General features: G+C 38.8%; 14 protein-coding genes and 3 tRNA genes. 3 read left to right on the top strand and 14 right to left on the bottom strand.

Going from position 1 to position 13,573, the window contains the following annotated elements; all coding sequences use genetic code 11:
- Nucleotide 1: 1 nt before the first annotated feature.
- The 7 genes from H6607_07700 to H6607_07670 all read right to left on the bottom strand — a co-directional run bounded on the left by H6607_07700 (nt 2) and on the right by H6607_07670 (nt 4,674).
- Entirely contained in the window at nt 2-733 is a 732-nt protein-coding gene (locus tag H6607_07700; GenBank protein ID MCB9262241.1) for a sulfite exporter TauE/SafE family protein, read from the bottom strand.
- A 146-nt stretch (nt 734-879) separates the two neighbouring features.
- Nucleotides 880-1,194: a YbjQ family protein gene (locus H6607_07695; GenBank protein ID MCB9262240.1), complete on the bottom strand. Its 315-nt coding sequence runs from the start codon at nt 1,192-1,194 to the stop codon at nt 880-882.
- A 6-nt stretch (nt 1,195-1,200) separates the two neighbouring features.
- Entirely contained in the window at nt 1,201-2,175 is a 975-nt protein-coding gene (locus H6607_07690; GenBank protein ID MCB9262239.1) for a polyprenyl synthetase family protein, read from the bottom strand.
- 111 nt (nt 2,176-2,286) lie between these two features.
- Nucleotides 2,287-2,778 (bottom strand): biopolymer transporter ExbD, encoded by a 492-nt coding sequence (locus H6607_07685; GenBank protein MCB9262238.1) that lies wholly within the window; start codon nt 2,776-2,778, stop codon nt 2,287-2,289.
- Nucleotides 2,779-2,780: 2 nt separating this feature from the next.
- The gene (locus H6607_07680) at nt 2,781-3,332 is read right to left on the bottom strand and encodes a biopolymer transporter ExbD (GenBank protein ID MCB9262237.1); all 552 of its coding nucleotides are present in this window, start codon (nt 3,330-3,332) and stop codon (nt 2,781-2,783) included.
- Between the two features lie 11 nt (nt 3,333-3,343).
- Entirely contained in the window at nt 3,344-3,817 is a 474-nt protein-coding gene (locus H6607_07675; protein ID MCB9262236.1) for a hypothetical protein, read from the bottom strand.
- 14 nt (nt 3,818-3,831) lie between these two features.
- On the bottom strand, nt 3,832-4,674 hold the full coding sequence (locus tag H6607_07670; GenBank protein ID MCB9262235.1) for a MotA/TolQ/ExbB proton channel family protein: 843 nt from the start codon (nt 4,672-4,674) through the stop codon (nt 3,832-3,834).
- Nucleotides 4,675-4,860: 186 nt separating this feature from the next.
- Between H6607_07670 and radA the strand changes: the two genes are divergently transcribed.
- Nucleotides 4,861-6,231 carry a DNA repair protein RadA gene (gene radA / locus H6607_07665; GenBank protein MCB9262234.1) on the top strand — a complete coding sequence of 457 codons (1,371 nt, stop codon included), beginning with the start codon at nt 4,861-4,863 and terminating at the stop codon, nt 6,229-6,231.
- On the opposite strand, the gene H6607_07660 is transcribed toward radA, so the two are convergent.
- A complete protein-coding gene (locus tag H6607_07660) occupies nt 6,228-7,874 on the bottom strand; it encodes a hypothetical protein (GenBank protein MCB9262233.1) in 1,647 nt (548 codons plus the stop codon). The two genes, radA and H6607_07660, sit on opposite strands and share 4 nt — an antisense overlap.
- A 177-nt stretch (nt 7,875-8,051) precedes the next feature.
- On the opposite strand from H6607_07660, the gene H6607_07655 reads away from it, so the two are divergent.
- On the top strand, nt 8,052-8,852 hold the full coding sequence (locus H6607_07655; protein ID MCB9262232.1) for a hypothetical protein: 801 nt from the start codon (nt 8,052-8,054) through the stop codon (nt 8,850-8,852).
- Between the two features lie 5 nt (nt 8,853-8,857).
- Here H6607_07655 and ligA read toward each other — a convergent pair whose 3' ends face one another.
- Both ligA and H6607_07645 read right to left on the bottom strand, forming a co-directional pair.
- Nucleotides 8,858-10,897, bottom strand: coding sequence for an NAD-dependent DNA ligase LigA (ligA, locus tag H6607_07650; protein ID MCB9262231.1), 2,040 nt, complete (start codon nt 10,895-10,897; stop codon nt 8,858-8,860).
- 47 nt (nt 10,898-10,944) lie between these two features.
- Complete coding sequence (locus H6607_07645; protein ID MCB9262230.1) at nt 10,945-11,514, bottom strand: hypothetical protein; 570 nt, start codon at nt 11,512-11,514, stop codon at nt 10,945-10,947.
- Between the two features lie 261 nt (nt 11,515-11,775).
- Here H6607_07645 and H6607_07640 point away from each other — a divergent pair, with 261 nt between their 5' ends.
- Entirely contained in the window at nt 11,776-12,438 is a 663-nt protein-coding gene (locus H6607_07640; GenBank protein ID MCB9262229.1) for a hypothetical protein, read from the top strand.
- 76 nt (nt 12,439-12,514) lie between these two features.
- Here H6607_07640 and H6607_07635 read toward each other — a convergent pair whose 3' ends face one another.
- From H6607_07635 to H6607_07620, 4 genes are all read right to left on the bottom strand, one after another.
- Nucleotides 12,515-13,009, bottom strand: coding sequence for a hypothetical protein (locus H6607_07635; protein ID MCB9262228.1), 495 nt, complete (start codon nt 13,007-13,009; stop codon nt 12,515-12,517).
- 217 nt (nt 13,010-13,226) lie between these two features.
- Nucleotides 13,227-13,300, bottom strand: a tRNA-Arg gene (locus H6607_07630).
- 7 nt (nt 13,301-13,307) lie between these two features.
- Nucleotides 13,308-13,382 (bottom strand) — tRNA-Pro (locus H6607_07625).
- A gap of 70 nt (nt 13,383-13,452) precedes the next feature.
- A tRNA-Ser gene (locus H6607_07620) sits at nt 13,453-13,540 on the bottom strand.
- Nucleotides 13,541-13,573 lie beyond the last annotated feature (33 nt).

The raw sequence follows: 13,573 nt of genomic DNA, 5'->3' as shown, positions 1-13,573 counted from the left end.
TTTAAACAAACTTATATAATATGCGTAGTCCGGCAAAAATAACCAGCATGGCAGTCATAGCTTTTATTTGTTCTTGTTTTAATTGTTTAAAATTTAATCGAGCTCCAATTTGTCCACCAATAAAAACAGCCAATACAAAGGGCCAGATGGTATTGATTTGGACCGATGACGGATTGACCGTAATTTGCCCGACAAGTCCGGAAAAAGAGTTTACAAGGATAAAAAAACTGGCAGCCGCTGATATTTTTCGTGCATTGTCCCATTTGGTTAAAAATAAGATAGGAGCCAAAAAAATGCCACCACCAATACCCACCAATCCGGAAATAAATCCAATAATGCCGCCGACAAATGCACTAAACCTCGGGTTGGTGCTTATTTTTAGGTTTATTTCAGTGGTGTTTAATTGCCAAAGCATTACAATTCCAGCAAACAGAAGAGTGAAGCCCAACAACAGTTTAAAATGCGTTTCGGGCAATACAATGCTACCACCTAAAAAAGACATTGGAACACTGGCAACGACAAATGGGATCAGTTTTTTTAGCTGGAATGTTTTGTTTTTGAAATGCCAAAACGTGTTTCCGGCCACAACAACAAGGTTGCAAACCAAGGCTATCAATCTATATTCTACCACAGATTTATTGGCGAATGATAGAATGGCCAAATAGCCCGAACCTCCTCCAAAACCAACGCTGGAGTAAATTAAGGCAACCAAGTAAAAAAGCAAATAATGCACAAGTTATTAATTGTCCCTTTTCTCGAACGTTTCATCTCGTTTGTCTTCTATTCGTCTTATAATCAAATAAATAAGAGCAATAACCCCGCCAAGAATGAGCATACCGTAGAGACCCACAAAAAGAAAAACAAAAATTTCAGAATCCATTATTTTAGCTTAACGGCCGTGCCATAAGCAAGTATTTCGGCTGCTCCTTGCATGATGGCAGCGGTGGTAAGCCGAACATTTACAATAGCATCAGCACCCATGCGTTTGGCATCATCTTCCATACGTTGCAAAGCCTGCTCGCGGCTTTCGGCCTGCAATTTTGTGTATTCGCTTATTTCGCCGCCGACAATGTTTTTTAGTCCGGCAAAAATATCGCGGCCCACGTTTCGGGCACGCACGGTTGAGCCACGGCAGATACCTAAAACCTCTGATATTTCTCTGTTGGCAATGTCGGGTGTGTTTGTAATAATCATAGAATTTTATTTTTTGCGATGTATAACATAATTTACCAAATCAATCAAATGTGATTTGTCGTTTAACGTTTCAATGCTATTCAAAGTTTCGATGGCTTTTTGATGATAAAGACTTAAATGTTGGTTTGCATAATCAATGCCTCCTGACTGAATAACATAGTCAACCACTTGTTGTACATCGGTTTTACTTTTTTTGTCGGATTTGATAATGCGTATGAGTTTTCTTTTTTGAGATTTTTCTGCTTTAGATAGTGCATAAATAAGGGGTAAGGTCATCTTCTTCTCCTTAATGTCTATGCCAGTGGGTTTACCCACATCTGCATCTCCATAGTCGAACAAATCATCTTTAATCTGAAATGCTATGCCCGTGTATAGTCCAAAAAGACTCATTTTTTCTATCGTGTCAGCAGATTGGTTGGCAGAGGCTGCACCAATGGCACAACAGCTTGCAATGAGTGAAGCTGTTTTTTTTGAGATAATATCAAAATAGACATCTTCGGTTATATCCAGTTTTCGGGCTTTTTCCATTTGTAGCAATTCCCCCTCGCTCATTTCTTCAACGGCGGTAGAAAGAATTTCGAGCATATCAAAATCTTTGTTTTTTAAGGATAATAGGAGGCCTTTTGAAAGCAGATAGTCGCCGACTAACACGGCAACTTTATTTTTCCATAAAGCATTAATCGAAAAAAAACCCCTTCGCTTGTTGGCATCGTCCACCACATCGTCGTGCACCAAGGTGGCTGTGTGTAGCAATTCAACCAAAGAAGCACCGCGATGGCTGCGTTCATTTATGTTTCCAAACAACTTGGCACTATGCAACACAAACATCGGCCGCATTTGCTTGCCTTTGCGTTTTACAATGTATGTCATGATGGTATCGAGCAGAGCCACACGACTTTTCATGCTTTGACGAAATCGCTTTTCGAACTCAACGAGTTCCTCCGAAATGGGCCTTTGAATATCTTTTAAACCACCTGACATTAGTGTTTAATAATTGGTGCAATATAATTGGATTAAATGAGAGGATTGAAATTAAAAACAAAAAAGGGCAGTTGATTAAAACTGCCCTTTGTATTAATAATCCAATAAGAATTAATATCCTTCTATCTCACCCTCGGCGGCACTATACATCAATTTTAAAGAGTTTTCTTTTCTTAGCTCTTGTTTGATGTCTTGTATCAAGCCCATCTTAACCACCTTGTCCACTTTAAGGGCAGTAGTCAGATAGTCTCTGAAACGGGCATCTTGCTGATCTTTTTTCATTCTAACAAATGTTCGAACTCCTAAACCGGGTTCATCTTTAGACTCAAGAACCACTCCAAATTTTCCATCAAATTGTATTCTTGGAGCATCGCCCAAATTGGTGTTTACCGGAGGTCCAACCAAAATATAAATTACCAAGGATTTGTTTTCAACCTTCTCCACTTCTGACAATGTGGGGAGTTGCGTTCTAACCAAATCTTCTGCGGTACGCATTTTTGTTGCCACCATAAAGAAGAATAATAGCATGAAAACAATATCAGGAAGCGACGAGGTGCTAATACCTGGCGTTTCTCTTTTTCCGTCTTTTCTAAATTTTGCCATAATTACAGTTGTGATTGAAATGGTTCTGCTTCCGAAATCTTTAATGGATACTTTTTAACTACCTCATTAAATTCATCCCCTTTTTTAACAAGTTGGTTAAACGGACGGCCAAATTTTCGTTTTGAATACTCATCACGTACCTCATCATAGCCACGAATCAATTCGTTATATACTTCTACATACCGTTGATAGGTGGTGGACTTGGCATGCTGCAATGAAACAATAGCTATTTGTGATGAATCAGAAAAATTTGGGTCGCGACCTTCGTTGAGCAAATGCATTTTTGTTATTTCCGTCAACTCATCGATTCTCATTCTACCGCCTTCAACCAATAATTCATCGTTACCGTTGACAAGAACTTTTAAGATGTTTCGTTCGTTAATTCGAATTTCTTCCTTCTTCTCTTTGGCATCAATATAAGGAGGAAGAACAACTTTCAGCCCTTTGTCCTGATTCATGTGGCTGGTAACCAAAAAGAATACCAACAAAAGAAAAGCGATGTCGGCCATGGAGCCGGCGTTTACTTCGGGTATTCCTCTACTTTTGCGTGGCATATCTATCTAAATTACTTTGTTAACGATTCAAAAACTGACTTTAATCCAGAACCAATGGCCAGCAATATGGCAATGGCCATCAGAACAATACTCACTTTTATACCTGCTTCGGCAGATTGTGCAGTTAATGTTTTTACCTTCATATCAATGAATTTCTGACTTAATTCTGTTGACGCTCCCGAACGGAACATATAAAACAAACCTATTACTACCAACAAGCCTAAAGCAACAGGAATAATAGATTTTGGTTTGTAAATAAATCCCAAAAGAGCAAGAACAAAAGCTGCTATTACACCAACAATGGTATATAAGTAGCTTTGTATAATGCCATTATCCGTTATTGGGGCATACACTTCTTTTTTAGCTTCCATATTTAACTCTCCGGCTTTGATGTTGAAGAGCTTATATAGAAAATATGTCAAAAAGACTACTACTAATCCGTAGAAGACATATCTGACAATCGTTCCTACCATGTCGTTTTTCATTGTTATAATTTTAATTAAGCCTTAACTGCTTTGTTTTTAATAAGCATATCAACCAATTTGATTGATGAATCTTCCATATTGTTCACAATACTGTCGATTTTAGAAACCAACATGTTGTAAAACAATTGAAGAATGATGGCAACAATCAAACCGGCAACCGTTGTTAAAAGTGCCACTTTAATACCTCCTGCCACGTCTTTTGGGTTGGTATCTCCTTTTTGCTCAATGGTGTCAAACGCTTGAATCATACCCACTACCGTTCCCAAGAAACCAAGCATTGGGGCAAGGGCAATAAACAATGATATCCAAACCAAGCCTTTTTCCAATTGACCCATTTGTACCGAGCCATAGGATACCACAGATTTTTCTACCTGATCAAGACCTTCATCAGCTCTATCCAAACCTTGATAGAAAATGCTGGCAACAGGACCTCTTGTATTTCGAGCCACGTCTTTGGCACCTTCTATGCCGCCAGATTGCAAAGCACTCTCCACTTTAGAAATAAATTTGTCATTGTTGGTTGACATCATAAATAATGAAACCAAACGCTCAATAGCTATGGCCAAACCAAGTATCAAACAGATAAGCGGTAACGCCATGAACGTGGGGTCACCCTCAATAAACTTGTCGCGGATTACGGGAATACCTAATTTGTCTTTTTTGGTGTTTTTCTTTTCGGCTTTAGCTTCGCCCTCAACTTCCTCAGCAGGTGCTGCTTCTCCTGCATTTTCAGTATTTGCAGAATCTACTTTTGTTTCTGTTTGAGTTGCTTCAGCATTTTTGTCTTGAGCTTTCGCATTAAGATTCAAACCCAAGAACATTGCCAGTGCCAGAATCAATACAATTTGTCTTTTCATTATATACGAACTTTTTAAGATATTAAAATGAATTCGGGCAAAAATAGAAAAACTTTGCTATATCCATTATCAATTAAAGTTTAACTTTTTTTTCGTTCTCCAAATCAATGCAATATTTGTCTTTTTATTACAGATGATTGCGTTATGTTTGAGCAATATGAGTTTTGACTTTACGAACGGTTGAAAATGGCAAAAGCAAAAACAATTTTTTTCTGTCAAAATTGTGGGGCACAGTCCGCAAAATGGGTTGGAAACTGCCCGAGTTGCAAGCAATGGAATACGTATGTGGAGGAAGTGGTTGAAAAATCGGTATCCGACAATGTTCCGGCTTGGGTAGAAACCGACACCCAAAAAAATCAAAAGGCCGAACCCAAATTGATAACTACCTTAAAAGGTGGAAATGAGCAACGATTCTCCACATTGGATGAAGAATTGAATCGTGTGCTTGGCGGCGGTGTGGTTTTAGGAAGTTTGGTGCTGCTCGGTGGAGAACCGGGCATAGGCAAATCAACGCTTATGCTGCAAGCCGCGTTGCACTTGAATAGAAAGGTGTTGTATGTGAGCGGCGAGGAAAGTGAAAATCAACTAAAAATGCGAGCAGACCGAATTGGGATAAAAAATACGGAGTGCTACATTTTGTCGGCCACCGAAATACAGGATATTTTCAAACAAATAAAAAAACTAAAGCCTGAGTTGCTCATTGTCGATTCTATTCAAACACTTTTTAGCAGAACCATTGAAAGCACTCCGGGCAGCATTTCGCAAATAAGAGAATGCACAGGACAGCTACTGCGTTTTGCCAAAGAGAGCAACACGCCTGTTATGCTTATTGGTCATATAACCAAAGATGGGCAGATAGCCGGACCCAAAGTTTTGGAACACATGGTGGACACCGTTTTGCAGTTTGAAGGCGACCGACACCATGTTTACCGAATTTTAAGGGCGATAAAAAATCGTTTTGGTTCGGCCAGCGAAATGGGAATATATGAAATGCTTGGTGATGGGTTAAAAGAAGTATCCAACCCATCAGAGGTATTGATTTCAAATAGAGACGGATTGCTTTCGGGCATTTCGGTGGCTTCTGCCATAGAAGGTGTGCGGCCACTAATGATAGAGACTCAGGCATTGGTTAGCACCGCTGTATATGGCACTCCGCAGAGAAATAGTAATGGTTATGACCTAAAAAGGTTAAACATGCTGTTGGCTGTTTTAGAAAAACGTTGTGGATTTAAGTTGGGCATTCAGGATGTTTTTGTAAACATTGCGGGAGGTCTAAAATTAGATGACCCCGGGGTTGATTTAAGCATTGCCGCAGCCATTCTTTCTTCATTTGAAAATTTACCTGTTCCACGTTTTACAACATTTGTTGGCGAAATTGGGCTCTCGGGTGAGGTGCGGCCTGCAAGAAGAATGGAACAACGCATTGCTGAAGCCGAAAAACTCGGTTTTCAGGAAATGATTTTGTGTACTTCAAGCATAAAATCGCTCAAACCAAAAAGCATAAAACTGATTGGGGTAAACAATATTATGGAAGCTGCCGAAGTTTTATTCGGCTAAAAGTTGGAGGTTAAAGTAAATCGAATTCCGCTAAAGGCAGGCTCAATACGACAGATACCTCCTGTGCAATTAACCCCCTGAACCTGTTTTACATAAGCCAACGTAAAAGAAGTGGTGTTGATATTGTATTTGGCAAATAGGGTGTAATAATGCACAATTTTGTCCGAAACTGTGGAGCCGACATGTCGAACCGGAATCACATTTACCATATCCGAGATAGAGAAAGAATAATGTGGAGACATGTTTAATTCCAACACTCCATTTACAAAGCTTCCCAAATCTTGTTTGGTAGATAAATATTGCGACTCGAGCCTCAATGATTTTCGTGAAGTCATTTTATAGGTCATTTCCATAAATGGGGTCAAGGTTTTTACATCATGATATGAAGTATCTTTATTTTCATAAATCTGTTGATTATAAAAAATAGACTGCAACCCATATTTTCCTTTCCATTTGGTGTTAAATTTGTGTTCGTATTGTAGAAAATATTCCCTAAACAATTGTTCACCATCAAGTTTTTTAACATTTGAATAGTTCAAATTAAGTATCTGTCCTTTTTTAATTGTCCAAGTTAAATCTGCCTGCAAACCTTGTTCGCCATAGTCTTGTGCCGGAGCATTGTATCTGGCCAATAGTCTGTATGAGGCCTGTCTTGTCAAAGATGGTTGGTAGCTCAAAATCCCGTCAAGCAACAAATCATTTGGAGAAACCCTCATTTTATAATTTTTGATATGTCGGTATTGAGCATTAAATCCAATTCCTCCCTTTTTGTTTTTACCCAACTTTCCTTTTGAATATCCAAAAGTGGCATAGGTAATTTGTCCGTTCAACGAGTCAAGAAATCCGTCAGTTTTTCTAACGGCCTCACCTGTTTTGCGAACATGTTCGAGCGAAAAGTTGAAGTTTTTAAGGTTCAAATTGGCATATCCGTTGTAAGAATACGAATTGTATTTTGGATAAAATCGCTGGGCTATATCATAACCATTTATTTCGGCCACTAACTCATTCATATCACTCTGTGTAAGTGTTCTATTAAATGTGCTGGCACCAAGAGTTAAAAGTCCCTTTTCATTTTTAAGGTTATAAATTTTTTCTGTATTAAAGCCTCTTACCACTTCCTTTCTTGATTGAAAACGATTGCCTTTAGATGCTTCTCCTTTTTGGTTTCCAGTAAACGCCTTAATAAAAAAATTGTCGTTTATGTCGTATCTGGCGTGTATGCCCTCAATGGCATAGTCAATGCCAATCAGACGGCTTTCGTAACTTCTGAAGATAAGTCCAGAACCAAATTGGTCGTAAAAAGAACCTGCCGTTAGAGTTAATTTATCGATGCTTTTTTTGATTTGCCAAAAACCCATACCATGACCAGAGAAGGTGCCTGTTGGGTTTAATAGGTTGCTATTATTAAATAAATCATATCTGGCCGAAAGGCTAAAGCCTTTTATTTGATAATTGGTAAAAAGCCATGCTTCTGCCGAACTTATTTGACTGCTGTATTGAGGAGGCTCGTAAGCACCAATGGCACTATCTATAACAAACACAGAGAAGTTGCTCTGAAAATTGCCAGAAAATACACCTTTATCTTGAGCCACCGAAACCACCGAAAGGCTTAAAAGCACAATCAACAAAAAGAGTTTGTTCATATTATTTCAATAATGAGAGTGCAAATAAAGAGATATTTAAGGTGTATTCATAAAATAGATGCTGCACAAATGCGTTGAAAATACATGGTCAAAAATGTACTTTGTGTGGCATTATTCGTTTTTATAAGCCTCCAATCTTGTTCGCAGGGTATTGAAAAGGAGAGTGTCGTTCGTGTTTTGAAGGATTCAATATCGGGTATAAAAAGCTTTGTGTTGCCGATACATTTCAATCGAGAAGAAATTGAAACTCGGTTGTTGGAAAAGTCTAAAACCAAATCGTTAAAAATAATTCATGTGTTCGTGCCACTTTGCGATAACGAGCATCAAGGCATTGTTCCGGTGAATAGTAGTTTGGGAAACGGAATGAACCTAAGAACCAACCTCTATTGGGGTGCAGGATACGGCATTAAAACACATTTCAGCCGCAGCAGCCAATGGCAACTTCAAAAAAGTATAGTAAATCCTGATAGCAATGTGTTGGAGAGAGTTATTTATAAACACAGTTCTTATAACGCAATACTAATTGCCGATGCCTATCGTGGAGACCGAATGAAAGAATGTTTGGAAAATTATTTTGCAGTTCTGGCCGGAACAAAAAAAGATTCTATAACCCACGGAGATTCTGTTTTGGCAATGCAGTCAAAGGTTGATTTAGTGGTTTTTAATGGACACAACGGCCTAATGGACGAGTCTATAGAGACTATTCAAAGTGCCGACTCCATCATAAAAGATGCCGTGGCAATTGCGTGTGTATCAAAAAATTATTTTTCAGAAAAACTTAATATTTCTGGTGGATATCCGTTGGTGTGTACCAATCATTTGCTGGCACCGGAAGCGTATGTGCTGCACAATGTTATCGATGCTTGGTTGCAAAACAAAACTGCCGAAGAAATAAGAATGGCCGCCGCCACAGGATATAACAACATTCAAAAATGTGGTATTAGGGGTGCAAGCAATTTGTTTAGCACCGGTTGGTAAATCCACTATTTTATCATTTCCAAAAATTCCTCTTCCGAAATTATTTTAACCCCCAGCTTTTGAGCTTTTTCCAACTTGGCCGGCCCCATGTTTTCCCCAGCAAGCACATAGTCGGTTTTGGCCGATATAGAACTTACATTGATTCCACCATGCTTTTCTACTTCATTTTTAATTTCGTCTCGGCTAAAATGGGAGAAAACACCGCTTACCACAATTTTTGCACCGCCAAGTGCATTGCTTGTTGGGGCGGCAGCCTCGGCTTCTTCCATTTGTAAACCAGCTGCAATGAGTTGGTCAACTATGCCATTGTTTGTTTCGTTCGAAAAATAATCCAACACACTTTCAGCTATTTTGTCGCCAATTTCATCCACCGCAATAAGTTGCTCAAAAGTGGCCGCCCTTAGGTTGTGTATGGTTTTAAAATGATTTGCCAATTTTTTGGCTACCGTAGCTCCAACAAACCGAATTCCGAGGCCATACAAAACTTGGCTAAAAGGAATGTTTTTCGATTGCTCGATACCGTCCAAAATTTTCTGTGCCGTTTTTTCTCTAAAACTTATTAATCGTTCATCTCCGGTTTCTTCGTTAATAATGGTTTTGCTCAAACCTTCGAGTTGGTCGAAACAAAGTTGATACAAATCGGCGGCATTTTTCACCAAATTGCTGTCATACAAAATGCCAATTTTGCCTTCTCCAAGGCTATCAATGTTTAATGCTTTACGACTGATAAAATGCTCTATTCGGCCTTTTATTTGCGGAGGGCAACCGTTGTCGTTGGGACAATAGTGGGCGGCTTCACCTTCTTTTCGTATCAATTCGGTTTGGCACTCAGGACACTGATGAATAAAAATGGTTTTTTCGGCATTTGAGGGGCGTTGGTTTTCGTCAATTCCCACAATTTTGGGAATAATTTCGCCACCTTTTTCTACATAAACCATATCACCAACACGCACATCCAACTCCGAAATGATATCGGCGTTGTGCAAACTTGCCCGTTTTACAGTGGTGCCAAGCAACAAAACAGGTTCTAAATTAGCCACAGGGGTTATAGCTCCGGTTCTTCCTACCTGATAGCTAATGCTCAACAAACGAGTGCTTGCACGCTCGGTTTCAAATTTGTAGGCAATGGCCCATCGAGGCGATTTGGCTGTAAAACCAAGCTCGCGTTGCAGAGCAAAATCATTTACTTTCACCACAATTCCGTCTATGTCAAAGCTGAGTTCTTTACGTTTTTTATCCCATTGTTCAATGTATTTCCACACCTCTTCCATGTTTTTGGCAATTCGCATTTCATCGCTCACGGGCAGTCCCCAACTTTTGGCCTTTAGCAGCGACCCGTGGTGGGTGGTAAATTCTTTTTCATCGCCCAAAACATGGTACAAGAAGGCATCGAGCGGGCGTTTTGCCACTTCGTTTTGCTCCTGCATCTTTATGGTTCCTGCGGCACTGTTTCTTGGGTTGGCAAAGGGTTTTTCTCCGGCTGCTTCGCGTTCGGTATTCATTTTTTCAAAGGCTTTTCGGTGCATAAATATTTCGCCTCGCACCTCTACCTCTGCCGGAAAATTGCCCGACAAGTGATGCGGGATGCTTCGTATGGTTTTTACATTGGTTGTCACGTCATCTCCCTGCACACCATCACCACGGGTTAAAGCACGTGCAAGTTTTCCGTCAATGTATTTTAAACCAATGGCAAATCCGTCAAATTTTAGCTCACAGGTGTATTCAAAATCATCACCAATAAGTTTTTTAATACGATTGTCGAAATCAATCAATTCCTGCTGGCTATAGGTGTTGCCCAACGAGAGCATGGGCGTGTCGTGTTTTATGGTTTCAAATTCTTTGGTAATGCCACCGCCAACTATCGAAGTGGGAGAGTTTTGGTCTTTATATTGAGGATAAGCCTGCTCTAGTTTTTCCAATTCTTTTAACTTTTGGTCAAACTCGCGGTCTGATATTTCGGGCATGGCCAGCACATAGTAGCTGTAGTTGTGCTGCTTTAGTTCATCTGTAAGCTGTTTTATTTTTTGTTGAATTTGTTCCGACATTGCCGTACGATATTTATCAGTCAAAACAACAATTTTTTACCCTACAATCAATCCTTTTTCTTCGGGAAAATGTCGGAAAGCTGTTTCGAACCCTTTCTAAAACCTACAACCAGACCAATTTGAATTTCAAAATAATGCGGATTTTTCGAACGAGCGACATCTCTATAAAAATTTCGATTTGCATTAGCCACTAATCCTATATTGCCCTCCAATACCAGATGTCTGGCTAAAATAGTTTTGTAACCTCCCACCATGCCCAATCCGATGGCGGACATATTGTAATCATATTTTTCTCTTTCCCGATATATACTCAGTTCCATTATTGGGGCAAGGTATCGGCCTTGTTGTTTAATGCGAAGCTGATCCAACACCTTGCGTTTTCTGTTTTCATAAAATTTGGCCGAAAACCACAATTGGCTTTTCTCAATATCTATAATGCCCAGCGATTCGGGTTTAAAACGGATTCCTGCCTCAAAACCTAAAGGTTTTTTATTAACGGGTTTTTCTAAAAGCACTGAATAGGTCTTTGTAACGTTGGTTTTTAACTCGTATTGGGCAAAGGTTTTTTCAGTAAAAAAGCCAATTAAAAAAAAGGATAAAACAACTCGAAAAATCATAGGGCAAATAAAACTACCGATATTCATACAACTGAAAAGTTTCTCGAATTATTTTTTGATGGCAAATCAAGTTGCAATAAAATTTGAGAGTTCAACATAATAGATACCTTACAAAATCTGTAAAAGACACTAATTGCAATCTTGCATTTAAGGCATTTTAAATAGATAGGAAATTCTTTGAAACACCCTGAAATTTTTGGTTTAATTTGTTTGGTTTTTAGGAAAGAATGAGGGGAAGGAAAATCAAATAAATTTGTTCTTATGTCGCGTTTTGATTTAAAAAATTTAGGAGTGGCTTTCATTTTGGGGATTTTAGATTTAATTACCTCATGCAAAGTTCCTGCACAAGATGGGCAAGAAGAATTGAATCACTGTTCAAATGTTGATTCTGTTGTAACGGTTGCGGTTAAAGATAGTAATACATTATTTTTGAATGGAATGGGTTTTCCATTAAGTGAGAATATAAATTCTTTTTTAAAGGATACAAGTTACGATTATTTTGTCGATGAATATGGTGCTAGAACAATTACTATTGGCTGTAGTGCAAAAGATAGCTTTTTAATTGAGTCAACATTTACTGGGATTTATTACCCCGATTCCTTAAATCAAAAAAATAAAAATCGAGGTTTACTTGTTTCTGATACTATGCATAGGGTTATGGAAAGTAGTTTGCATTTTTTTGTATCAGGGTTAGGGTATCAATTAGAAAGACAAAATTCAGTCACCTCATGGCCATTTAAAACGCTAAATATCATGTTATTGAGAAAAGATTCATTATACATGATTTACCTTAGACTTGTTTACCTGCCATTTGATTATAATTATACCTATATAGGCACGGATAGTTGTTTTGCCAATGAAACGTATGATTATTTAATTAGTTCATGGATGGGGGCAAAGGAGTTAGGATGGAATAAGGATTAAATTAGTTTGTTTTTTAATGTAGGATAAGGTACGAGCTACTTGCGTTCGCCTTTGGAGGAAGCTCGCACGAGTATATTTAATACGGTTCGCATTGATTTTCCATCCTGAAATGATAAAACCTTTTGTCTATATAAACACCTAAAATCCCCTTGCTTAAACTCCAAGAAACGGAGTCTATTTCGGTTGAATCCCTTTCTCTATTATTCGCAGTTAAAATGTCTTTCGATACATTGCATTTCACATTTGCCGACGTAATCAAGTAGTTTTCAGAATGAAAACGAAATGGCTCTAAAGGTATATTAATACTCAATACTTCCATCGTATCTCTTTGAGTATATGCCGTAAAAAAAGAAATACGTTCATTTCCTAAGGAATCCCTAAAGTTGGCATATAAAATCGACAAACTATCTCCTTTATCATGAATTCTTTTTTCATGTTCAACTATGGTGACAACAAGTTTTAGCGAGTCACACTTTAAAACTTGACCAACGGAATAGGGGAAATTGCGTAATGCTTTTCTCTTTTGACAGGCCCCACCTATGAAGGTAATAACTGTCAATATTAATATCACTGTATTCTTTTTAATGTAAATCATCAAGTTCTGTAGATGTCCTTAATTCAATTTCATGCCATCATTCTATCTCCAAATCATTTTCAAGCTAAAACAAATAACCAATGGAAAAATACGACCAAAAGAGTTGCAATCTTGCTTTGCCGATGCCACATCCATCAATAGTCCAGACAGTAAAAAAGGGTTTGCAAAACTGCAAACCCTTTTAATTTCTGAGTGATCCCATCAGGGCTCGAACCTGAAACCTACTGCTTAGAAGGCAGTTGCTCTATCCAGTTGAGCTATGAGACCAACGTTGTCGGGGTGGCAGGATTCGAACCTGCGACCTTCTGCTCCCAAAGCAGACGCGATAACCGGGCTACGCTACACCCCGAATTGTTTTGAGTTTATTTCAGCTTGCTCAACCTCGCCCAAATAATTACCACTCAATACAAAAAATCCAGCGGTGAGGGCGGGATTCGAACCCGCGGTACCCTTGAGAGGTACGGCAGTTTAGCAAACTACTGGTTTTAGCCACTCACCCACCTCACCGATTGGGTCGGCAAAATTAGTTTCTTTTTTTAT

The sequence above is a fragment of the Flavobacteriales bacterium genome, assembly GCA_020635395.1.
GTDB lineage: Bacteria > Bacteroidota > Bacteroidia > NS11-12g > UBA9320 > UBA987.
Note: the sequence above shows the minus strand (reverse complement) of the source record. Positions and strands in the feature narration are given on the sequence as shown.